The organism is Verrucomicrobiia bacterium (assembly GCA_035946615.1).
Classification (GTDB): Bacteria; Verrucomicrobiota; Verrucomicrobiia; order Limisphaerales; family UBA8199; genus DASYZB01.
Genome location: DASYZB010000095.1, coordinates 1 through 23,243 on the forward strand (window position 1 = coordinate 1; position 23,243 = coordinate 23,243).

Genomic DNA, 23,243 nt, shown 5'->3' on the forward strand with positions numbered 1-23,243 from the left:
CGCCGACGGGCTTGGCAACATCACGTTTCTGGTTGATGCCAATCAGTCCATGACGGCGACGTACCGGTATGACCCATTCGGCAACACCCTCTCTTCCAGCGGATCGCTCGCCAATGCCAACGTGTACCGCTTTTCGAGCAAGGAAATTCACGTCAATAGCGGGTTTTACTATTTCCTCTATCGGTTCTATGTTCCCGGTCTGCAGAGATGGATAAATAGAGACCCGATTGAGGAGGAAGGGGGTTTGAATCTCTACGAATTCGTGGAAAACAACCCGATGAGCTTCCTGGATCCGGATGGCGGCAAACCGGTGATATTCCCGAAGCTTCCGCCACTTCCCCCGGGCGTGAAGCCGCCATTGCCACTGGGGCCTATAGGGGCGGCCATCACCTGCGGTGCAATAGGGGCAGCGGCCATAGACGTGGGCAGCAAGCTCTATTACGACGAGAAGAAAAAGAGATGCGACAAGGAATGGGACGATGCGTTTAAGATGTGCAAGGAGGAACTGTCAAAACCAAATCCTTCTCGTGATCTGACGGGTGGCTATAACAACATCATGGACTGCGCTCGCGGCCTCGTTTCCGAGGATTGTGGCGGAAACCCGGTGGACCATGGCAAAAAGAAAAAGAAGCCTCGGACCATCAGGTTCAAGTAGCCCACAACCGATATGCATGGCGAAATTCAATCCGAGTTGAAAGAAATCGAGAAACTGGCGCGAGCGGAGAATTCCGACGAAGCCCTGCGGCGTGCTGACGCGCTTGCTGCCAGCCATCCAGAGGAGCCAGGTGTCTGGTCCACGCGTGGGTATGTCAATGGCCGCCAGGGGGATCTTCCCGCTGCCATCTCTGATTTTTCCAGATGCATTGACCTACGTAGAAACGAGCCGGACGACTTCTTCACGCGTGGCCGTTTCCTCTTCAAGGCCGGAAGGTACGACGAAGCGGTGTCGGACTTCACCCGGGTGCTAGAACTCTGTGACCGATATAAGTCCGACTACTATCGGCAGGCGGCCAACTTCTTTCGGGCCGACGCTTATGTCCGGCTTGGTCAGTATGATAAAGCCAGAGCCGACTGCCGTCGGGTTACGGATAAAGGGCCTATGTGGACCGACAAACTGCGGACGATAGACGAGATCCTGGATGAGTGCCGCTGACGCCGCGAGTTGATTGATTTCGTCTGGTTCATCACGGGAGCTGCCGTGCTGCTGTAAGCGGTTGTTTTTCGGTTTACTTCCGGCTTTTTCGGCTTAGTTCGGCATCAGCCTTTGGCAACCGGCGTAATGGTGATGGAGGCGACGAAGGGCATGTGGCGGTCAAGTTCGGCGAAGCGTTTGGGCAGGACGCGGACTGCGGCCAGGTCATTTTCCTGGAGCTTGTCGGCCAGGTGGGAAAGCCGCCAGCCGAGCACCACCACGTCAGCGGTGGAGAACGCGAGCGCGAGTTTTTGCGGCGGCTCGGTCTTGTCGTCACCGGCGTCCGGGTTTGGTTCGAGCGTGTATTCGATCAACTGGCTGGTGTGAAAACCACAGCGCTTGTGTTCCGACAAATGAAACTCGACGCAGGCGCAATACTTGCCAGATGTGGCGTAACAGGAATCTTCTTTGAAGGGCATAGGCGTTAAACGTGCATGCCGCCGGAGCGGCGTTGTTGGTGCTGCTGGCGTTTTTGTTCGAGCACCCGGCGCAGCTTTTGACCGGGTGTTTCCTTTACAACGGGCGCAATCTTTTCGGCCTGTTTGACCGGATCGGTTTGCTCGATGGCTTCTTTGTGGTCGAGACCGAACCAGCGGCGCACGTCCTCGACGACTTGAGCCAGGCGTTGCACCGGAGCCAGGCGAGTCAGGCGCGTGGCCCGTGTCTGGCGCATAGGGCGCACGGCGCGAAAGTCCTTGCGGACGGCCACCACCGGTGAAGGGGCTTTTTCTTCCAGCCGTTCCTTGCTGACGAAGCCGAGCTTGGCCAGGCCATCGCGGAGGGCCTGCAACTCAACAGCGGCCTTGCGTTCGTGCGAATCTGTGATGCGGCGGGCGAGCAAATCCGAATCATCAGTGAAGACGTGGCAGCGTTCCCGGCCACGAGAAATGGAGACGTAAAACTGCTCGCGGTTCACGGCCCCGAACGAACGTGACGAGGCAACCAACAGCACGTCGTCCACCGTCTTGCTCTGGGAACTATGCGACGTGACAGCGTAGCCGTGAGTGAAGGCGTTGAATCCGGCCGGGAGCGTGCGGCCATCGGCCAGGGCAATGCGGCCGTTTTGGATCTCCCGGACCTGGACGCGCTCGCCATTGATAAACTCTTTGCCGTGGTTGGCTTGGAGCAGCAGCCAGTCACCAGCGGCGACTTTCAACTCGCGGGCCTGGCCAACATCAAAGGAGGCAGCGGAGGTGCTGGGAATGAAATCAATCTCGGTGCCATCAGCACGGCGAATGCGCAGCCCGTTCTCGATGGCCGCCACCACTTCAACGGTCTGGCCCCGATCAAAATGTTTGGTCTTTCTGACAAGGCGCAGACGCTGACCAGGCTCGTACTGGCTCGCGTTTTTCTTTTGGGCTTCGGTCCAGGACAGCGAATCAAAGACGGGAACCGTCTGCTCATTTTGGCCGACCACGCCCTCAGCTTTCAGTGTGTCTCGAACCTTCTCAGTGACGGCCTCGATCTCAGTCCAGGTTGGCGAGACCAGGAGTGCGGAGCGGCCTTGCTTCGTGGCCGACAGATAGGCATCAGCGGCGCGTTGATAGAGCTGCCCATCATCGGTTAACGCTTCTGACACAGCGCCAAGTTCGAGCAGTTTGGCGAAGGCTTTATCGGTCTGCTTGGCGGCGGCCAGCTCGACCACCTGGCGGAACGCGGCGGGCTTCTGGCGGCGAATCGTCGTCAGTTCCTCGAAACGGTAGCCCGAGTACTGTTCGAGAATGCGGAGCGCATCGCCACGGGTGACGCTGGAGTGCTGGCCGGTGTCACCGCAGAGGATCACCCGGCAATCTTTCTTCCTGGCCAGTTCCAAGAGCCGGGCCATCTCCTCCAGGCCGACGGCTCCGGCCTCATCCAGCACAATCACCGACCGGGGCGAGAGCCTTGACCGTGTACGCAAATCGCCGTGGAACCGTTGCAGCGTCACGGCATCTTCCAACCCGTCCCGGCGCAGCGTGTCGGCGGCGGAAGCAGTGGGCGCACAAAAGACGGCCTCGAAACCTTGTCGGTGGAGCATGCGGGTTAGTTCGACCAGGGCGGTGCTTTTGCCCGAACCAGCCAGGCCGCGGAATCCGGTCACGCGGTCTGGACTGGTCAGCACATGAGCCAACGCCTTGCGCTGGTCCTGGCCGAGATGGGAAGCGGGTTGGTAATGGCGGGTGATGGGAGCAACGGCCTCGATGCCGGCGTTGACCGTGTGGATCAGGGCAAGCTCGCGACGGAGAATCTCCCGCGTCGAAAACTCAGAGCCAACGCGGACCAGGCTGTCGTCAGTGGCGAGTTTTTTCTTTAGCTGCTGCAAGTTAAGTTGCCCGCGACCTTTGACCAAGGCGGCCTCCAAAATCCGATGCTCCGGCGCGACGGAGTTACGCTCGAAGACGTGATCCAAACCATGCTCGACGGCTTCGTTCGTTGTCACCCGTTGCGCGAAATCTTGCGGTTGACCGTTGGCAGCGGCGACCACTTTGTGGAGCGCCCGTTTTTCAAAAAAGCCGATCTCGCCAAGTTGCTGTTTGCGCACCTGTTCATCGGTTGCGCCCTTCAATTTTTTGGGCCGGGTCTGGTGGACGACGTGGGCGACTTCATCCCGGGTGAGCTTGCGACCGAGGCGCTGTTCCTCCTTGGCAACGGCGATATCCCGTTCCTTGGAACGTTTGGAAAACCGTTCGATCAACTCCGGTTCGACGCCCTCGATCTCGAAGGCCGGGCCGGTCTGGCGAATCTTATAGCCGATGCCTTGCAGCCGTTTGACCAGTTCGTTGCGATAGACGGCAGTACCGTAATGAATGGCGTCGAACATGCCGGAGGTTTGCAGCGCCTTCCAACTCAAAGCCAGAAGGGTCGCATCTCAACAATTGACATATGTCAGTCATCTTTTTCGATGACGTCATGCTCACCGACACGTACGACTACCTCAACCGCCTGCCCACGCCCGGCTATCCCGATGGCGGCGTCGAGCATTTCGGCTATTCCGCCGCTGGAGTGTGGCGATGGGAACCACCTATTACCCCAACGATCCGATGGGCAATTTGACATCTTATCAAGTACCCCAACATCTCGCTGGTGAAGTTTGGGTACGACCCGCTGACCAACATGGTTGACGGCCTGGGCACGACCGCCTATGGTTACACTGCGGCCGGGCAGCTCCTCACCGAAGACGGCCCGTTTGCCAGCGATACGGTGACCAACACGTATTCCAACCGCCAGCGCGTGGCCCTGGGCCTGCAACAGCCCACCGGCTCATGGACCAACGCCTTCGCTTACGACGCCGCCCGCCGCATGACCAATGTGGTTTCTCCCGCCGGCCCCTTTGCATACCAATACCTCGCCAAATCCGGTTTGAGCCCGCGGCTGGTGGCCCGGCTGTCCCTGCCCAACACGGCGTACATCACCAACCAGTACGACGGCGTTTCCCGGCTCACGGAAACGCTGCTCAACAACAGCGCCAACAGCGCACTGGACTCGGCCCTGTACGGCTACAATCCGGCCTCTCAGCGGACAACGTTCACCAACGCGGCGGGCACTTATGTCACCTATTCTTACGACCCGCTGGGCCAGGTGAAGGTGGCGTCCAGTTCCTCGAGCAGCGAGGACGTGGGTTACGCCTACGACGCGGCATGGAACATGAGTTACAAGACCAACAATGGCGTGGCAAACGCCTTCACGGTCAACAACCTCAACGAGCTGACGCAATATATCGTAAATTTCTCCTACGACGCCAACGGGAACATGATCACCAACAACGGTTACATGGTCTATGCCTACGATGACGAGAACCGTCTGACCATGATGACTGACGAGGTGTATCACAGTTACCAGACGGAATTTGACTATGATGGCCTGGGGCGGCTCCGCAGGCGCATCGAATACACCTGGGTAGTCAACAGCAAGACGGGGATTGGGTCCTGGGTGGGAAGCAGCACCGTTCAGTACATTTACGATGGCAACCGGGTCATCCAGGAGCGCGATGGAGGCGGCAACCCGCTAGTCAGCTACACCCGCGGCCCCGACCTCAGTGGGACAATGGAGGGCGCCGGCGGCATCGGCGGCCTGCTCGCCCGCTCCGACGGCTACACCTCCGGCAACTGGACCAACCACAATTATTACCACGCCGACGGGCTGGGGAACATCACGTATCTGATTGATTCCAACCAGTCCATGACGGGAACGTACCGGTATGACCCCTTCAGCAACACGCTCTCATCCAGCGGAACGCTTTCGAGCGCGAACGTGTACCGCTTTTCGAGCAAGGAAATCCACGTCAATAGCGGGTTTTACTATTTCCTCTATCGGTTCTATGTTCCCGGTCTGCAGAGATGGCTAAATCGCGACCCGATTCGACAAAGAGCGTCCCTGAATGTCTACGCCATGGTTTACAACAACACCACAGAATACGTAGACCCTTTCGGGCTGGATATCTACGGAAACCCACTGTTCCCTGGCCCCGTTACCCTCTGGCCAGCACCACCATCGCAGCCATCTGAGCCAATATGGCCGCCCCCGACCACCCTCTGGCCATCTCAGCCGCCAGGTCAGCCTCAGCCCATAGGACCAATCACGCTCCCGCCCTCCTCTATTACATTTTGTCTCATCTCGCCACCGCCACCGTCCTTCCCCTTGCCTCCTTGGTTGCCTCCGCGCCTTTTACCCCCGTGGCCGCTTCCATGGCCCTTCCCACCCGGAACCGTCCTCAATCCCGGATTTCCGCCTGACTTCCCCTTACCAAGCCGCCCTGGGAAAGGAGGGCCTATTGGGGTTTCAATTGGATGGCAATTCTAGGAACACTTTCCCATGCATACCCTCGATGACGTGCACGCCAAGGCTCGCCAAATACTCGTGATTACTTTGCTGCTTGCTTTGCCAGTCATTTTAACAGGCTGCTTTGCGCCTGCAATCGACTGGCAATTTGACCAAATGAACCGCTTGCCGAAGCCCCTGCCACCCCTAGATTCAGGCGATAATCGCTGAAACACACACTCACTCCCCATGTCCAAAACACGAATATTGTTTTTGCTCATCTTGGCCCTCCTCCGACTGCCGCTCATCTGCCAAGCCGAAGAATTCTCGAGCATGCTCTCTTTTAAGCTTCGCCGGTTTCTCTCAGACAACCCGAATGCGTCGCGTGCACTGTCAAATGCAGTCACCACGGCATTTGCTCATAGGTCAATCAGGCTTTACTACTTTTATTCCGACGACGAGCGGCTTCGCCGTGCGTTTCACTCATTCCCCGATGAATCCTCGGTCTCCATCTGCGTTCGGGAGAATCAGTCGTCACTCGATGAATTCCTTTGTCTCTTGTTCGAGGTAATAAACTCGACTTCCGAAAAGCAGTTCGAGGAGATTTATCGTGCCGCAGAGGCTGGAACGGTGACGAAACAAGATTTCGCCAAGGGCATCGCCCAGGCCGAATTCAAGACCACAAAGCAAGTGCGTGAACTGCTTAAGACGATCGGTATTCACAGCGAGGATTCTTACTATTGCAAGGCATTCCTTCACTGTCCAGACACATTCGATGACTTTCTTCTATATTCGAAAAAGGTTTCACGAGGCATTGATCCTCTTGGGGAATATGAATCTCAATACGATGCAATTCGCAACAGCGCCCTGATGGTGACTCCGCCTCATTCAACGGCCACCAACTTGTTTAAAAAGAGCACTAACCCCTGATATTTCGCAACATACGGACAGCCCTGCAACAAACGCTACGGTGAACGGTTCGGCCGCCACCCTTTATGGTGACGACACTTTTGCCGAGGCGGGCTTCGCCCTGGCCAGCGGGAACAACACCTTCACCGCCGTCGCCAAGGACGATTATGGCCGGCAAGACACCACATATTACACTAACGACCCCCTCGGCAGCCTGACGTACATCAAATACCCGCACACGTTCCACGTCCAGATGAAGTACGATTGGCTCAACCGCCTCACCAATATGGTTGACGGGCTGGGCACTACCGTCTATGGTTACACTGCCGCTGGGCAGCTCCTCACCGAGGACGGCCCTTTTGCAAACGATACTGTGACCAACACGTATTCCAACCGCCAGCGCGTGGCCCTGGATGTTACCGACTTTTTTGTCATCGTACTTTGTCCCGAACTGAGGTCGTAGGGGTTTTGGAGTTTGTCTCTAACTGCCATGGTGTTTTGCGCCCAAATTACCGCACTGCTGTCGTAGCGTTATGACCGGAGCGGGCGGATCACGATTTATCCGGCGGGAGGTTGGGTTTTTGCCCGCACTAGCATCAGTTGGAAGTTGCCGGCGGGCAACTCGACGAGTTGAAGACCTCGTTTTTTGAGCAAGGGAACCAGCGGAACGAGGCGAGCGGCTCGGATCTGCTGGCGAGTCCAGCGGGGTGCTGGCGCACGGCCATCAGGGCAAGGGTTGGTCACAGTCTTTCCTCCAGTGAGGTTGAATGAGCACGTGATTGACTTGTTTGAGGTCCACCATGCGGGTCGGGGACGTATGCACATTCCTGCGCTGGCAGGGGAAATTCCCCATTCCCTCTTCGGCCGCGTTTGGCGAGATCGGCGAGCAATATATAAAGACACTGTCATCCCGTTAAATGTTAAAACATGTTGAAGATCAACTGGTTGGATGAATCTCTTGTTTCATTTTGCGACTCGGTGTTTGCAACTGATTCTGCCATAGGCACTTGCTCAAAGACGTTCTGCCGGAAGACGTCGCTGCCCGAAATCCTTTGAGCACCGCATGGCGCTGGTTGCAGAAGGCACTCGACGACTTCGTGGACACGAAAATGATTGCCGCTTGAACTTGACCGTTTTGTGAACTTCATTTTCGGCAAGTGGATCTAGCGTCTCCTGGTAAACTTCGAGCTTGTGATGAGTGAGCAATCAGTCCCGGGCTGACCAAAACACTCACAAACAAAGGAAGGCAAAAGGCGCCTGCTAAATGTCCAAACTCCTGTCGCACGCAGAAAGCATGCGGCAGTGGCGGGACGGCGCTGTCACAGCGAAGAATGTCCAAACTCCAGTCTCCTTCCAAAGGAGGAGACTCTACTTGAGATCGACGGTTAAATGATTTCTCTCGAGGGTGGCGCCTTCGGCAAAGGCCAGTTGCGCCAGGGCCTTGTTGTAATCGACCATGGCCTGCACCTCGGCGGTGCGCGCCGCGGTCAGGACTTCCTGCAACTCCAGCACAACAAAGCTGGTGGAAAGGCCGTTCTGCAACTTCTTTTGTTCCGCGGCGAGAGCGGCCTCGGCATAAGCGCGCGCTTTGCGGGTCGAGGCGACCTGGCTGAAACGCGACTGGGCCCGGTTCACGAAATCGGCGACCTGCAACAGGACGTCGTCCTCGGCCTTTTTAAGTTGGAGCTGGGCGATTTGCTTGTAGGCCTTGCTGGCCCTGTAATCGCTCCGTTCCTTGAGGTTGTACAATGGAAAGCTCACAACGACGCCGTAGAAATACTGCTGATTATAGAAGCTGAGGGCGTCATTGAAGGATGTGCCCGGGCTCGTATCGACTCCCAGGCCGCCATAGCGTCCCACCAGGTCCAGTGTCGGGAAGAGTTGGTTCTTGCGGTATTGCACCACCACATCACTCTTTTCGATGGCCACTCGGGCCTCAATCAAATCCGGCCGGTTCTTCAACGCGCTTAGAAAACCAGCCGAGCGGTTCAGCTCAGCCTGGATTGCCAGCAGCGCATCAGCCGGTTCCAAATCGACATCCGCCCAATCGCGGAAATTATCTGTCAAAAGGCTTTTCAAGCCGTTCTGCCTTGTAACCAGCGCCTCGCGCGCCGCGGTCAGGGCGGTCAGGGTGTTTTGGAGTTGCGTCTCGGCCTGGTCGCTGTCCAGCGGCGGCAAATCTCCGACCTCAACGCGCCGGCGGGTCTCCGCCACTAACTGCTGCCGCAGTTCGAGCGTCTTTTCCTGGACCCGGACGTCTTCCCGCGCTGCTATCAGGTCGTAATAGCTCAACTCGACGGCGAGCAAGGTCTTCATGATTTGAAATCGGAGCGCTTGCTCGGAGATTTTGAGGTCCTTGCGGTTCAACAGCAGGCGTTCCCGATCGGCATCGATCCAAAAATCGCGCAACAAATGCTGCTGCAGGTCCAGGCGCGCATCCGAAAAATAATTGTTGGTGCTGCGGATGCCGCCCGGAAAGACCGCGACATCGTTGGGATTGCCGCCGCGAAAATCCGTGCGGGCATTGTCTTCCCGCCCAAAAGCGCTTAGGTCATAACTCAACCCAAATGGCAGAGCGCCCGCGAGGCTGGAACCAATCCTGTCCGCGTTGAGTTCATAAGGGAAATCCGGATTGAACTTTTGCGAATCGAAATCGCCCGGCTGGGACACAAACTCGTGCCGCGCATCGGCCGAGAAAGTGGGGATGTAGGCCCCATAAGCGCCGCTGAGATTGGCGTGGGCAATCGTGGTGTTGAGGTGTTCGATCTGGATGTCCAAATTTCGCCCGAGGGCCAGGTCGAAGCAGTCCCTCAAAGAAAGCCAGCGAGCGCGGGCTGCAGGCATTGTCTCTTGAGCGGACACAGCTAGACAGGCCCAAGCGGTCAAAGCCAATAGGGATCGAGCACACATCGAGCCCGATAGTGCGCAGTTCGAGGGGAAGGGTCAAACCCCTTTGACGTGTCCAAACACCAGCTTGGTCATCTCAAACATGCTGACCCGCTCCTTGCCGTCAAAAACAGCCTTGAGCTTTTCATCGGCTTTGATGAAGGTCTTGTTTTCGGGGTCCTGCAAATTATGGCTGCGGATGTAATCCCAAAGCTTGCGGGTGACATCCGTCCGCGCCACTGGCTGATTACCAATGACATCGGAGAGCTTATCATCCGGCTGCACGGGTTTCATAAAGGCTGCGCTGGGTCGTCGTTTGGTTTTGGGTTGTGAGGTCGTTTCGGCCATACTGGTATCCTCTTTCGCCCAAAACCTATGTTCTCCCGGGAATACCGCCATAGGGTCTTCACCCAAGGGCGGCTTAAGGCATTGCCACTGCGCGGTAGTACCGTTGCGCAAAGGATGCGGCCTGGGGATCGCTGATGGTAACCAGGCCGTTGGCCGGCAAGGCGTTCGTCATGACGGGGGTCCAGTGGGCCAGGTCCGTTGATGCCTCGATAACATAAGTTGCCAGTGGCGCGCCGGTGAGCGTGAAGCCCAATCCGCCACCGGACAGTGATTGGGTATTTGTCAAAACCGGTGGGCCGCTGGCGCTCACGGAGACGGAGTTGGTCCCAAAGGCTCGACGGCCATCCGGCCACTGCACCTCAGCTTCGACCCAATAATTGGTCGATTGTGGTCCTGGTGTGAAAGTAAAGCTCTGGGCGCCAAAAGTCGCTTCCTGGCCGCTTGCTTCCCACACGATACGCGCGGCGGTCAGGTTGGTGTCCGCCACATTCAGCGTCACGGTTACCGGTTGTCCAACGAGCCTAACGCCGGCAGGCGCAATAAGGGTTGCATTAGTCCCGTGCCATGGTTGCCCGGCGAGGGAGGTTCGTGCCGCGAGCCACGCGGTGGCGGCGAAGCTGCGCGCCATGTCGGTTGTCGATCCCTCAGTCGAGACATTCCAATCATCGCACCAGCGGTCGTAGTAGGCATAAGGCGCGGTATCGGCCGAATCGTCTGGATAGGAAAGGGCCATGAGTTCCCAGCCGTAAGTCCAGACTGGCTGGAAGCCGGCGATAATGTTGCTGGCCGGCACGCCGTCTTTGGGCAGGGTGCGCCCGTCGTTCAGGGAGTATTGGTCCACGATGTTGCGCGGTCGTTTCCAGCCCAGGCCGCTGACGTAGGAAATGTTGACGGGGTTGCAGCCGCTTTCGTAGTTCATGTTGCGCAGCAGCGCATCCACGTACAAGGGGCTGGGATTGAATTGATAGGCAACCACCAAATCGAAGGCCTGCTCGGCGGAAAAGTACCAGCCGCCGCTGCGATAGGCCTTGTTGAGGTCGGGGAAACTGGTGCCATACGCGTTATCCTGGGACCAGCCGAGCATATCGTTGCCGGCGTTGGTAATGACATTGATGCACCTGGCCAGGTAATCCTGGTTGATTCGGCTGGCCGCCAACCTGCCGCTGCTGACAGCAAAGGCATAATCGCGAATTGCGTTGCCATAACAAACAGCCATGCGCTGCCAACCCCAGCGAAAGGTGGCCGGGTCGGCGGGATCGGGGAACCACGCGAAGAGATTTGATTGATACTGCGGGTTGCCGGTGGCCAGGAACAGTTCACAGGCAGCCCAGGCCAGTTCGTCATGGGCGGTGAAATCGTCGTCGAAATGCTGAACTTTCTGATAGGAGCCATCGATTCCAAATCGCGCGATGGCATTTGTCAGGAATTGCCAGCCCAGGAAGGCTTTGGCGAGGTAATTGCTGGCGGCTTGTGGATAGGCTTGCTTGAAATGAGGAGAAGAGGCGCACTGCGCCAGCGCCGCGACGGCCGCCGCCGTGGTGGCCGTGTTCTTGGGCCAGACAACCTGCGGGTCGCCATTCTCCGGCAGCACGTCCATTTCGTATTCGCGATATTGAGGATAGACCGAATAGTAGAATCCGCCGTCTGCATCCTGCATCCTGGCCAGGAAATCGGCCTCCCATTTTGCTTCCTGGAGAACATCGCTGATTCCATCGCCGCTCTCCGGCAAGCCCAAATTGTCCAGGGCGCCAATACCCGGCAGCGAATCGGCCGCGAACACCAGGATATGGACCAGTTGCGCCCCGTTCCAGGTGACGCGGTTGTAATCGCCCGCCTCGAAATGGCCAGCGGACACCGAGACGGTTCCTTGATTTACGAATGGAAAAAGCTGCGCCGAATAATTCGTGAGGCCGGGCGCGATTTGCGGCGGGTTATCCGGGTTAACCTCGCTGGAATAGTTCAGAACAGTTTGCCAGGTGAAGGCAAAAGGCGCCGAGTCGTTGGTAGGCACGGCGGCGGGAGCTACGTGGTCGATACCATGAGTAAAGCGGGTGAATGGCAACACCACCGCGCAGCCGCTGCGCTGCTCGTACATCCCCAAGGCGTACGTGCGGGCGAAATCCATCGCAATGCCCTCGTCAATCCGGAATGGGAGCGACGCGCCCATTCCCGGGACGACGAGCCGGTATTCACCGGGGGCGGTCAAACTGCTGAAATCGGCTTCATAAACTTTCTGGTAAGGCGTTGGGGTATAATTATAGCCAACATCCGGGCGCAGAGTCAGCGTGCCCTGGTATAGAGTGGCGCCGCTTTGGGTGCTCACAACAAAGAAGGCGTTGGTCGGGATTGGCATTTCACCAAGGTCTCCCAGGTAGTAGCCGACAGCCGCCTTTTTCGGGTAAGCAGGCAGGTAGCCTTCCTCGTTTATGTGAATCGCCGGGTTGAACCGGAGCGGGTCAGCCACAGCCGCAAAGGCCATGTTGGCCGGCCAGAGCGTTCCATCATTGACCACCTGCACCGAGGCGCCGGTTGGAATGGGATTGGTCAATTGCAGATACAGTTGATTACCGATTCGCAAATCCCATGTCAGCAGCGGCGCGTAAAGAGCGCGGCGTTTAAATCCTACCCCCGCTACAAAGCGGGTTTGGCCATTGACCAGCACTTGCAGGCTCGACATGTTCGGCGCGACAAATGCCTGCTGGTCATTCACCCAGTCCCATCCTTGGACGCGCCCCGGGTCGGGTTGCTTGGTATTGACCAGAAAAAGTTCGAGCAAATTGGGGGAGAGAATGTGGAGGGCGTTGGCCCCAATTTGTGGCGTTTGAACATCTGCAGGCGAGGGAATCGCTGCGGACAAGGAGCTGCAAAACCACAGCGCAGGTAAAAAGCGCAGACCCCATTGCACCGGGTTGCAAGCGGCCTTGGCCGCATCATTGTGAAATGCAGAAACCAGCCTGTAAACGAGAGACCTGTTGCGTTGCATTGCCTTTCATCGTTAGGCCATTCAGCCCAGTCAACAATAGGCACTCCTTCCCACTTTCGCCGGATGAATACCCTATGGGCCTTGGGCTCTAACAAGAGCAAACAGAGAAAGGAAATCTCTGTCCCTCCCTTTCCTCCTGTTCAATTCCGGTCTGTGGCCGAAGCACGCACAACAATGCGAAGCAACAATGCGGGTGACACGGCGCTGCCCGGCTGCTATCTTCCGAGCTTGCCGTTAATTTAGGCAACGGGATTCTATTTTATGCGCTCTGATGTGATTAAGAAAGGCTTCGAACGCGCCCCGCATCGCTCTCTGCTGCGGGCGACCGGCTCGATTGAATCGGAAGCCGATTGGGACAAGCCATTTATCGCCATCTGCAACAGTTACACCGATTGCATACCGGGCCACGCCCATTTGAACGAGATTGGGATGCTGGTTAAGCGCCTGGTGCGCGAGGCCGGCGGCGTGCCGTTTATTTTCAACACCATTGGGGTCGATGACGGTATTGCCATGGGCCACGGCGGGATGAAGTATTCCCTGCCTTCGCGGGAGCTGATTGCCGATTGCGTCGAGACGATGGTCCGGGCGCACTGCTTCGATGGGATGGTGTGCATTCCCAACTGCGACAAGATCGTGCCGGGGATGTTGATGGCCGCCATGCGCCTGAATATACCGACGGTATTTGTCAGCGGGGGTCCAATGGCCGCCGGGGTGGCCTCCCACGCAGCAGACGGCGAATTGCCCGAGCACCTGCGGCCCGCGACGCAGAAGTCGGACTTGATAACGGTATTCAAGGGAGTGGCCGAGTTGCAGACAGGCAAGATTTCCGAGGCTGACCTCAAACGGCTTGAACAAAGCGCTTGCCCGACCTGCGGGTCGTGCTCGGGAATGTTCACGGCAAACTCGATGAACTGTTTGTGCGAAGCGCTGGGCATGGCGCTGCCCGGAAACGGGACGATCCTGGCGGTGTCGAAGGAGCGCGAGGCGCTCTATGACCGGGCGGCGCGGGCAATTATTGATTTGGTGAAGAAGGACCTCAAACCGCGTGACATCGCGACCGTGGAAGCCTTCGACAACTCCCTGGCGCTCGATGTGGCCATGGGCGGCTCGACCAATACGGTCCTGCACACCCTGGCCATCGCGCGTGAGGCGGGTGTTCCTTACGATATCAAGCGCATCGATGAGATTTCACGGCGCGTGCCGTGCGTATGCAAGGTGTCGCCCTCGTCCAATTATCATGTCCAGGATGTGCACCGCGCGGGAGGGATTCATACCATCCTGGGTGAACTCAAGCGCATGGGCGCCCTCAACCTGGATTGCAAAACAGTCACTGGCAAAACCCTCGGCGAGAATATCGACGAATGGGACGTGCGTTCGGCGCATGCGACGGCCTGGGCCAGGACCGCTCGAATCTCCGGCTGCTCGGCCCTGGTGCTCGACCCCAATGACAAACTGGGCCCGGCAGCCCGCACCGCAAACGGAAATCTGGCGCCTAAACCCTTGATGTTTTTCCCCGCCGACCCGCGCGCCATTACATTATGGCGCCTGGCTGCGGCATTTAACGTTTCGGACGCAGCGGCTGCGGCTGCGCTCTTTACCGACGACGCTGAATTTCAGGTCAACGAGAACACGACGTGGAAAGGGCCCCAGGCCATTGAGGGCGGGTTGAAGGAGAAATTTGCCGAGTTCAAAGGGATGGTGCGGGCCGAGTTGGCCCAGCTCAAGGGAACGCCGGTGCTGCTCCTGTGGCAGTATGGGAAAGGCGGCGAGAAGAAGCGGTTCTGTTTGTTGCGGACCGGGCGCTTGCGGGGCTGGCAGATCAGCAAGGCCTATCACGAATATCGCCCGACACAGCTCGAAGAGGCCCAGCCCAGCGGCCTGATGCCTTACGATTCGGCCTTCATGTTTAACGCGCAGGATTGCATCCGTAACAAGGAAACTGCCTACAGCGCCGATGGCGGCTTGGCGATTCTTTACGGCCAGCTTGCCCCTGATGGCAGCGTCGTCAAGACAGCCGGTATCAGCGATGCCTTTAAGGCCTATTGCGGGCCGCAGTTCGTGTTCGAGGGGCCGTCGATCGTTTTCGAAAGCCAGGAGGAGGCCTGCGAGGGCATCCTGGCCGGCAAGGTCAAAGCGGGTGACGTGGTCGTGATTCGCAATGAAGGCCCCCGTGGCGGGCCCGGGATGCAGGAGATGCTGTCGCCCACCAGTTATATTGTGGGCATGGGGTTGAGCGACAAAGTCGCCCTGATAACCGATGGCCGTTTCAGCGGCGGCACTGCGGGCGCTTGCATTGGCCACGTCTCTCCCGAGGCCGCTGAGGGTGGTCCGATAGGTTTGCTGCGCAATGGCGATCGATTGCGGATCGATTTCCCCAATCGGCGGATTGATATGGTCCTTACAGATTCTGAGCTAGCCGAGCGAAAGCAGGGCTGGCAAGCGGTCAAGCGCGACCTGAACGGCTGGCTCAAACGTTATCAAAAGCTAGTCACCAATGCCAGCCAGGGCGGCATTTTGACGAGCTAACAGGGTGGAGTGCAGGTAGCTGTAGATTCTTTGGGCTTTGGGAAGGTCCGAATGTCGGACTATCCAATGAACAAGGAGCCAGGAATGCCCCGGTCCAGGGTAGCCAGCCGCACCGAGTGCTTCCGGGCCAATTCCACCAAGTGCCCATCGGTGACCGATTGCGGGCTCTTGACGAAGGCGGGCAGTTGATCTGCGCTGAGGTCGTCTGGAATGAGTTCGAACCGGATTCTCGAAGAGGACTTGAGCGCGCCAAGGGCTTGCTTGGCCGCAGCGATATCGGCTTGGAGGCCTGTCACCACAGCGACCCGCACAAACCCAATTTCAGTAATCGAACAAGTATGAAAACCGGTGGCAGAGTCCAGGACTGAAACGTACCAATCCATGGCTTTGGCGTGCAAGGAATGCCCGGTGTGAGCGAGCGCAATCAGCGAATTGATGTCCAGCAGGTATCTCATGGAAAATCGAGCAGAGCCGACCGCACATCCGCACTGGTGACTCTGGTATTGGCTGGTGACTTCGTGATGCGCAAACCGGATTTCGCGTCGGTCATCAAACGCGGATGATCGGTTACAGGGTGCTCAGGTGTCAGCACGATGGACTGCCCCTCAACCTGGCACAGCAACTTCACTCCGGCACGCAGACGCAAGCGCATCCGCGCCTGCTTAGGCAGGACCACCTGACCTTTGCTCGATAGTTTAGTTATCATGTCTTACTATCTTACTTTGCTCATCGTAAGCCAAGGAGAAAAACCGAGGAAAAAGCGGCAAAAGGGAATAACGGGAGTACGGGCCAGTGGCACTCCGGACGTACCGTGCGGAAACCCTAGAGCCCCCTTCAGAGCTTGGGTCAGGGGGCCGTAGCCGATACTGAATGCTGGTTTTGAGAGCATTCGATGTAGCGAAAGCAATCCGTCGTGTGGTCGTTGACTATCCCCACAGCCTGCATGAATGCGTAACAAATCGTAGAACCGAGGAACCGGAACCCACGCTTGATCAAATCCTTGCTTATCTCGTCGGATAAGGGAGTGCGGGCGGGAATGTCTTTCAGTGATTTCCGCGCATTGCAAATGGGTTTTCCGCCGACGAACCGCCAAACGTAATCATCGAAAGTGCCAAACTCCTTTTGCGCGGCGAGAAAGGCTTTTGCGTTTTGCACTACGGCTTGAATCTTGAGCCGATTGCGGACAATCCCTGCATCGGTCAGCAGCCTGCCTATTTTCCGCGAGTCATAGCGGGCCACTTTAGAGGGGTCGAAATGGTCGAAAGCCAGCCGATAGTTCTCACGCTTTTTTAAGATGGTAACCCAGCTTAAACCCGCCTGTGCCCCTTCCAGGATGAGGAACTCGAAGAGCAAGCGGTCGTCATGAACCGGCACGCCCCATTCCCGGTCATGATAGGCCGTGTAAAGCTCGCCCTGCGCCCAAGCGCACCGTTTCAAAGGCGCGCGGGGTAACCGCTTTTCTTCTGACAAAGACGCCGATGCCACCGCAACAGGCTGCGTCAAATGGGCGGCCAGACGCAAGCCCGCAGATTTGGGGGGCTCAAGGCATCGCAACCATCTTCAAAAAAATGAACCTTTTGAAGGGTTCACGTTATTAATGGGCAGAATGCAGACAGATTTAAAATCACCTCATCCCAACATGAAAAAAATCTCTTTATATGTTTTGTTGCTCAGTGGAGGAATCATTGGGTCGATCGCTCAACCATTCCCTCCCGATTTTTACTTCCCAGTTTTTTCCGCGGGCCTTTTGCGCACCGACATCAATCCGGCCTTGCTGTACTACCAGGCGTTTCTTGCGGCGCCGGAACCCCTTTCAAATGCCGATAGCGATTTTCTCTATTCCCGAGAAGGACGAGCGGGAAAACTGCCGGAGAAGTTTGACGCAATCTTTGCCGGATATGATCCCCAGTTCTCCCTGGTCAGACAGGCTGCGGCCTGTACTGTGCCGTGCGACTGGGGCATCGATATCAGTCGAGGTCCGGCGACGCTGCTGCCGGGTCTGGCCCGCTGCAAAGCTGTCGCTGTCGCTACGAAGTTTCGCGTGATGTGGGAGCTGCAGCACGACCGCCAATCCGATGCGCGCGACGATCTGCTGGCTGCCTTTGCGGTGGCGCGAAATGCCTCCCGCGACGGCACCCTCATTTCGGTGCTGGTCCAAATCGCGAGCGAAGCCATTGACTGCACGACAATTGCCGAGAACTTCGGCCGGTTCTCGCCTGAGACCTTTAAAGAGTTGGCAGAGGGGCTCGATGCCGGGCCGGTCCGTGGGACCTTGGCCGGATCAATTCCAACAGAAAAAGCCATGTTCCATGACTGGCTGGTCAACAGGATTTTGTTTTTGCAGAAAGCCAACCCAGGGGACGACGCCAAAGTGATGGAGCAGATTCATAAGGACCTGGCCCCCGTGGAATTCAACGAAGGGGGCAAGACAGATATTTGGGGACCTCTGGCGCGCGCTGCGGGAGGCACCAGTCAAGGCCTCCTTACGTTGCTGAGCGACGAAGGGCAACTTTATGATCGGCTGGCAGAAATCTTAACCTTGCCCCCGGCAACTTATCAGCAGCAGGCCAAGCAATTCAGGGCTCAGCTCGAGGCATCTTCCAACCCGCTGCTCTCTGGGGCTTTCCCGGGGCCCGCCTTCGAGAGAGCCAAGCAGCGGGAATTCAACATCCAAGTGTGGCTGGCAATGGTGCGCGCGGCGGCAGAGTATAAGGTGAATGGCATGCCGGGATTGCAGACCGTGAACGACCCGTTCGGCCAGGGGCCGTTCCAATTCCAGCGCTTCGTCTTTGAAGGTGTGGACCGTGGGTTCTCGCTCAAATCCGCCTACAGCGGCTCAGGTTTTCCCGAGATGCTGATATTCGTGGAGACAACCGGACCCGGTTTTCACGTGGATGGGCCTAAAGCCGGAGAGTCACTGCCTTTAACAGGTGCCGCTAAATAACATCGATGCCCTTCAAAAATGGCAATGTCCTGGATGGTAGGGCCGCGTTCCAGGTGGCCCTTGTCCATGGTGTTGGAGTGTGAGAATGCCCATCCAGCAATGTCCAACTGAAACATGCCTGACCTGAGTTCAACCATCGTGGAGAGCGATTCCTCAGTCACACGCGATCTGCTGGGTCTGGCCCGCGCCGGGGATGCGGAGGCCTTTGGCGAGGTTTGCCGCCTTTACGAAACGCAGCTGCTCATGCAGGGCTTGGCCATATGCGGAGATTTTACCAAAGCTGAAGACTTGGCCCAGGACACATTGGTAGAAGCGTGGAAATCTCTAAAGCGCTATAATGGGCAATGCAGGTTCTTCACCTGGCTTTGCGCCATCCTCTTGAATCGCTATCGCAATATGCGCCGCGCACGGCGTCCATTGGCTTTCTCGACGCTGGTTCAACTCGATCAGGAGCAATTCCAGAGCCAGATCGACCGCTTGCCCTCTCCCGAGCCGCTGCCCGACTATGCCGCCGCCCTCGAGGAGCAGGCGCTCCTGGTCAGGAAGTGCATTCAGGCGCTCCCCCCAAAACATCAGCAGGTTGTTTATCTGCGCTTTTACGCAGATGATTCGCTCGAAGGCATTGCCGCTGCATTGGGCTGCTCTGTCGGCACAGTCAAATCTCGCCTCTTCAATGCGCTGGACAAACTGCGCCGCATGCGAGCGCTCACTGCGGGAGACAACACGCGCTATTCAAAAGAAAATTTATGAAACCTTGCCGTAGAAACCGCAAACATATCACCTGGCTGGCTCTGGGCGCTTTAAACGCCCAGGCGTCCCATGGGCTTCGGGCGCACATCGAGCAGTGTGCGGGGTGCCGGGAATATCTGGACGAAATTTCCAGGGTGACACACCGATTAAGCGGTCGCGATTCACTTCCGCAAGTCCAGGCGTCCGACGAGTTCCACGAGCGGCTCTTAAATACATTGAGGGTTGACCAGACTGAGTGGCTGCCAGTCCTGCAACCCGCACGAGCAATAAAGCAGAGGTTGCGCATGGGTCTCTCCCTGGTTGGCGCGGCAGCCGCCGTACTTCTGCTGGTATCCATCTTCTGGCGCCATGCGGCAACCCCACGGCCTTCGCCTCTCCCCGTTCTGGCAGATGCGTCGAGTTCGAAATCCGGTGATTTGGCTCCCACTGTCTCCAACTACCAGATGGTAGCCAATCAATCTTTGGAGAAACTGGATGAGCTGCTCACGCGGCAAGCCAATAGGCATCACGCGCCTGGCTCGGTCTATACGGCGTCAACCCTCCCGTCCTCAACCCAGCAGGAATAGGGACCCGGGAACGCATACCTGCAGCAGGAGCGTTAGCGCAAAAGAACGCAGAGAACGCAAAGAAATTAAACAGCAACTTCTTATTTAGTTTCTCTGCGCTCTTTGCGTTGCTTCGCGGCCGCACCGTCTTCGTTCTTTTGCGATTGAATGCGTGGAAGCATCCTCGGCTGCGATTGACTTGCCGTCGCGCTGTGGCTACCGTGGCGGCCATGAATCGTCGGTGGATTTGTTTGTTGCTGATGTTGTTTTGTTTGCTGGCTTTTCCTTCGCGCTCGCCGGCCCCGCTTATATACCGGCCAGGGGAAGGATGGAGCTACGAGCCTGTGGGCGGGGGAGGCAAATGGCAGCGAGCGCGGGCCAAGGATCAGCTCGAAGTGGCGCAGACGGCCTTCGAGAAAAAGGATTACAGCCTGGCCTTGAGAGCCGCCCGTCGAGTGGTGAGGGTCTGGCCACTTTCTGATTACGCGCCGCGGGCGCAGTATCTGGTGGGCCGTTGCTACGAAGCCAAGGGGCGCGACGAAAAGGCATTCCAGGAATACCAGAATGTCCTCGAGAAACAGCCAAAGATTGACAATTACGACGAGATTCTCCAGCGGCAGTTTAATATCGCCAACCAATACCTGGCCGGCAAATGGTTCAAATTGTGGGGTGTTATCCCGATATTTTCTTCGATGGACAAGACGGCTTCGATGTATGAAAAGATTGTCAAAAACGGGGCTTACAGCGAGGTGGCCCCTCAGGCCCAAATGAAAATCGGCGCCGCGCGCGAGAAGCAAAAGAACTATGCGGTGGCAGCCAAGGCTTATGAAATGGCTGCGGACCGCTATCACGATAGGCCGCAGTTAGCCGCCGACGCGGTTTATCGACAGGGTCTTTGCTACAAACAGGAGGCCCAAACCGCCGAGTACGACCAGAATACCGCCAGCCAGGCGATAGCCACTTTTACAGATTTCATGACGCTTTACCCCGGAGACAAGCGGGTAGCGGAGGCGCAAAAGATCATCGTCGGTCTTAAGACCGAGCAGGCGCGCGGGGATTTCGAGATTGCAAAGTTCTACGAGAAGTACAAGAAATGGAACGGGGCACTGGTCTATTACAATGAAGTCCTGCTGCAGGACCCCAACTCGCAGTATGCGACGCAGGCACGGATGCGCATCGACGAGTTGAAGAAGCGGACGCTGCCTGCAACCAATTAAAATGCGCCTTCTCTGGGGATTGTGCCTGGCCGTCTTGCTTGGCTTCGTCTTGAGCGGTTGCGCCGGTTACAAGCTGGGGCCGACCAACGGGCTCGAAGCTGGGGAGAAATCGGTCCAGATCAATCCCTTTGCCAATCGCACTCTACAGCCGCTTCTGACCGATGAAGTGACCGCCCAGTTGCGCAAGGAATTCCAACACGACGGCACCTTCCGTCTGGCGTCGCATGGGGACGGCGATATTATCGTCAGCGGCAACATTATCCGCTATGTGCGGGTCGAGGTTACCCTCGCCTCGGTGGATGTCCTCACTGTGCGCGACTTCCGACTGGAAATGCGGGCGCAGGTGACTGCCCGCGAGCGCGCCACGGGCAAGGTGCTTCTGGACCAACCGGTCTCGGGATTCACCCTCATCCGAGTCGGCAGCGACCTGCCGAGCGCTGAGCGCCAGGCCCTGCCGTTGCTGGCCGGAGACCTGGCCAAAAACGTGACGGCCCTTTTAGCGGAAGGAAAATGGTAAATCCTATGCTCAAATCCCTATTAAAACTTCTGGTGCTCGTTGGTTTAACGGCCATGTTGGTGGACGCGCCGGCCCAAATCGAAGCCCAAACCACGAATAACCCGGCGGCCAAACAACCCAGAACCGCAAAGAGGCCCCTTCCAGGCCCTTTCCACGGCAAACTGGCCGCGCTCGACCCAAAGGCAAAAACGATAACGGTTGGCAAACGCACTTTTCAGATCACCGCCCAAACTCGGATAAAGAAAGCTGATAAGCCCGCGACTTTAGCCGATGGCGTGGTGGGTGAACCGGTCAGCGGGTATGTGAAACCTGCTGAAGGCGGGAAATGGATCGCCAGCAGCGTCAATTTCGGCCCGAAGAGAAGCAAGCCCCGTACGGGGGAATAGGAGCGCTTAACGGCGCCACCAACTGGTTTTGCTCTTGATTCCCTTGGCGGGGACCATTTGCGATTGCTGCAAAAGCAACTGGGCCCGCGCCTGGTAGAGGGCCATGGTGAATTCATCGTAACTGAGGTAACGATCGCGCGGGTCTTTTGCTAAAACACGGACCAGGGCCTCACTGGTGAGTTGCGTGATTTCGGGGACAACCAGGTTGGGAGGAGTCAGGGCGATGTTGACGTGGGCGGCGACCAATTCCTGAACGCTGGGGGCCTCGAAAGGCACATGGCCGGTGAGGGCATGATAGAGGGTGCAGCCGAGGCTGTACATATCTGAAAGAAACGTCTCCTTTTCGCGTTTGATCTTTTCAGGAGCGACGTAATAGGGCGTCCCCTCAGTGACCATGTTGGACTCTGGTTCAACCTCGACGCTTCGGGCCAGGCCGAAATCGATGAGCTTGGGCTCGTTATCAGAATTGAAGAGGATGTTGCCGGGTTTGATGTCGCGATGGATAAGATTGTGTTTGAGAGCCAAATCAAGGGCCGAGGCGATTTTAATCCCAATGTCCAGCACGTCCAATTCCGGGAGGCGCTGATACTTCTCAATTCGTGAGTCGAGGCTCCCGCGATCCGCCAACTCCATGACGAGGTATCTTTGGCCTTCGGAGTCATCAAAGGCATAAATATGGATGATATTAGTGTGGTTCAGCGAGGCGCAGGCCCGGGCCTCGCGAATGAAACTCTCCAAGGCGACCTTATCGGCTTCGAGTTCTTTGCGCATGATTTTGACTGCGACCAGCCGTTCGAGGACGGTATCAAAGGCGCGATAGACTTTACCCTGGCCACCGGAGGCGATTTTGCTGCGCAACTCGAACTGGCGCAGTTGCATGGGCATCATGATGGGATGTCCGCAACGTTTGCAGGGCTCCGTCGAGAGTGGGGCCAGGTCTCCGGGAATGAAAACCTTGGCTTCGCACCCCGGGCAGGTAACCATTCTCAAAGGTTTGTCGCTCATTCCTTTCCTATTGTAACATTTACGGCTGTCCCCACAAGGTATTCCACAGCAGATCGGCAGCGAAATCGGCGTGAAACTGCCCACTTTTAGCGTGGCCGGCTGCGCGCGTCAAAGCGGAAAGGCCAGAAACAATTTGACAGGAGAGCATTTGGCGTGTTTCTTAGGCGCGTCGATTATGAAGAAAGTGAACATTTTTGTCCACGGCCAGAGTGCCCAGGGGCAGACGTCCATGTGGCAGCGTTGTGTCTGCCGTGGCGGCAGCGCGGGGGGTAACTTCTAATCGAGATTATTGAATTTA

General features: G+C 57.3%; 22 protein-coding genes. 13 read left to right on the forward strand and 9 right to left on the reverse strand.

Annotated elements, in window-relative coordinates:
• Positions 1–655: RHS repeat-associated core domain-containing protein (locus VG146_13485; protein HEV2393359.1), on the forward strand; the 655-nt coding region annotated here is incomplete at its 5' end.
• 12 nt (positions 656–667) lie between these two features.
• Entirely contained in the window at positions 668–1,153 is a 486-nt protein-coding gene (locus tag VG146_13490) for a tetratricopeptide repeat protein (GenBank protein ID HEV2393360.1), read from the forward strand.
• A gap of 104 nt (positions 1,154–1,257) precedes the next feature.
• On the opposite strand, the gene VG146_13495 is transcribed toward VG146_13490, so the two are convergent.
• Together VG146_13495 and VG146_13500 are read right to left on the reverse strand one after the other, a co-directional pair.
• Complete coding sequence (locus tag VG146_13495) at positions 1,258–1,611, reverse strand: hypothetical protein (GenBank protein HEV2393361.1); 354 nt, start codon at positions 1,609–1,611, stop codon at positions 1,258–1,260.
• Positions 1,612–1,616: 5 nt separating this feature from the next.
• Entirely contained in the window at positions 1,617–4,022 is a 2,406-nt protein-coding gene (locus tag VG146_13500; protein ID HEV2393362.1) for an AAA family ATPase, read from the reverse strand.
• A gap of 32 nt (positions 4,023–4,054) precedes the next feature.
• Here VG146_13500 and VG146_13505 point away from each other — a divergent pair, with 32 nt between their 5' ends.
• The 4 genes from VG146_13505 to VG146_13520 all read left to right on the forward strand — a co-directional run bounded on the left by VG146_13505 (position 4,055) and on the right by VG146_13520 (position 7,301).
• A complete protein-coding gene (locus tag VG146_13505; protein HEV2393363.1) occupies positions 4,055–4,225 on the forward strand; it encodes a hypothetical protein in 171 nt (56 codons plus the stop codon).
• A 30-nt stretch (positions 4,226–4,255) separates the two neighbouring features.
• Positions 4,256–5,971 (forward strand): RHS repeat-associated core domain-containing protein, encoded by a 1,716-nt coding sequence (locus VG146_13510; GenBank protein ID HEV2393364.1) that lies wholly within the window; start codon positions 4,256–4,258, stop codon positions 5,969–5,971.
• A gap of 291 nt (positions 5,972–6,262) precedes the next feature.
• Positions 6,263–6,859, forward strand: a complete 597-nt coding sequence (locus VG146_13515) for a hypothetical protein (GenBank protein HEV2393365.1) — start codon at positions 6,263–6,265, stop codon at positions 6,857–6,859.
• A gap of 40 nt (positions 6,860–6,899) precedes the next feature.
• Positions 6,900–7,301, forward strand: coding sequence for a hypothetical protein (locus tag VG146_13520; GenBank protein HEV2393366.1), 402 nt, complete (start codon positions 6,900–6,902; stop codon positions 7,299–7,301).
• Between the two features lie 905 nt (positions 7,302–8,206).
• Here the strand turns inward: VG146_13520 and VG146_13525 are convergent.
• The 3 genes from VG146_13525 to VG146_13535 all read right to left on the reverse strand — a co-directional run bounded on the left by VG146_13525 (position 8,207) and on the right by VG146_13535 (position 13,055).
• Entirely contained in the window at positions 8,207–9,682 is a 1,476-nt protein-coding gene (locus VG146_13525; GenBank protein ID HEV2393367.1) for a TolC family protein, read from the reverse strand.
• 99 nt (positions 9,683–9,781) lie between these two features.
• Positions 9,782–10,072, reverse strand: a complete 291-nt coding sequence (locus VG146_13530; protein ID HEV2393368.1) for an SWIB/MDM2 domain-containing protein — start codon at positions 10,070–10,072, stop codon at positions 9,782–9,784.
• A 73-nt stretch (positions 10,073–10,145) separates the two neighbouring features.
• Positions 10,146–13,055, reverse strand: coding sequence for a glycoside hydrolase family 9 protein (locus tag VG146_13535; protein ID HEV2393369.1), 2,910 nt, complete (start codon positions 13,053–13,055; stop codon positions 10,146–10,148).
• 261 nt (positions 13,056–13,316) lie between these two features.
• Between VG146_13535 and ilvD the strand changes: the two genes are divergently transcribed.
• On the forward strand, positions 13,317–15,581 hold the full coding sequence (gene ilvD / locus VG146_13540; GenBank protein ID HEV2393370.1) for a dihydroxy-acid dehydratase: 2,265 nt from the start codon (positions 13,317–13,319) through the stop codon (positions 15,579–15,581).
• A gap of 59 nt (positions 15,582–15,640) precedes the next feature.
• On the opposite strand, the gene VG146_13545 is transcribed toward ilvD, so the two are convergent.
• The 3 genes from VG146_13545 to VG146_13555 form a co-directional block, all read right to left on the reverse strand.
• Entirely contained in the window at positions 15,641–16,036 is a 396-nt protein-coding gene (locus VG146_13545; GenBank protein ID HEV2393371.1) for a PIN domain-containing protein, read from the reverse strand.
• Positions 16,033–16,287, reverse strand: coding sequence for an AbrB/MazE/SpoVT family DNA-binding domain-containing protein (locus VG146_13550; protein ID HEV2393372.1), 255 nt, complete (start codon positions 16,285–16,287; stop codon positions 16,033–16,035). The genes VG146_13545 and VG146_13550 overlap by 4 nt, the downstream gene beginning before the upstream one ends.
• A 140-nt stretch (positions 16,288–16,427) precedes the next feature.
• Entirely contained in the window at positions 16,428–17,018 is a 591-nt protein-coding gene (locus tag VG146_13555; protein HEV2393373.1) for a DNA-3-methyladenine glycosylase I, read from the reverse strand.
• A 202-nt stretch (positions 17,019–17,220) separates the two neighbouring features.
• Between VG146_13555 and VG146_13560 the strand changes: the two genes are divergently transcribed.
• The 6 genes from VG146_13560 to VG146_13585 all read left to right on the forward strand — a co-directional run bounded on the left by VG146_13560 (position 17,221) and on the right by VG146_13585 (position 21,940).
• Positions 17,221–18,525: a hypothetical protein gene (locus tag VG146_13560; GenBank protein ID HEV2393374.1), complete on the forward strand. Its 1,305-nt coding sequence runs from the start codon at positions 17,221–17,223 to the stop codon at positions 18,523–18,525.
• Between the two features lie 114 nt (positions 18,526–18,639).
• Entirely contained in the window at positions 18,640–19,275 is a 636-nt protein-coding gene (locus tag VG146_13565; protein ID HEV2393375.1) for a sigma-70 family RNA polymerase sigma factor, read from the forward strand.
• Positions 19,272–19,841, forward strand: a complete 570-nt coding sequence (locus VG146_13570; protein HEV2393376.1) for a hypothetical protein — start codon at positions 19,272–19,274, stop codon at positions 19,839–19,841. The genes VG146_13565 and VG146_13570 overlap by 4 nt, the downstream gene beginning before the upstream one ends.
• Positions 19,842–20,050: 209 nt before the next feature.
• Complete coding sequence (bamD, locus tag VG146_13575; GenBank protein HEV2393377.1) at positions 20,051–21,037, forward strand: outer membrane protein assembly factor BamD; 987 nt, start codon at positions 20,051–20,053, stop codon at positions 21,035–21,037.
• Between the two features lies 1 nt (position 21,038).
• Positions 21,039–21,554 carry an LPS assembly lipoprotein LptE gene (lptE, locus tag VG146_13580; protein ID HEV2393378.1) on the forward strand — a complete coding sequence of 172 codons (516 nt, stop codon included), beginning with the start codon at positions 21,039–21,041 and terminating at the stop codon, positions 21,552–21,554.
• A gap of 5 nt (positions 21,555–21,559) precedes the next feature.
• Positions 21,560–21,940, forward strand: a complete 381-nt coding sequence (locus VG146_13585; GenBank protein ID HEV2393379.1) for a hypothetical protein — start codon at positions 21,560–21,562, stop codon at positions 21,938–21,940.
• A 6-nt stretch (positions 21,941–21,946) separates the two neighbouring features.
• Here the strand turns inward: VG146_13585 and VG146_13590 are convergent, their stop codons facing one another.
• Positions 21,947–22,945: a serine/threonine-protein kinase gene (locus VG146_13590; GenBank protein ID HEV2393380.1), complete on the reverse strand. Its 999-nt coding sequence runs from the start codon at positions 22,943–22,945 to the stop codon at positions 21,947–21,949.
• Between the last annotated feature and the right edge of the window lie 298 nt (positions 22,946–23,243).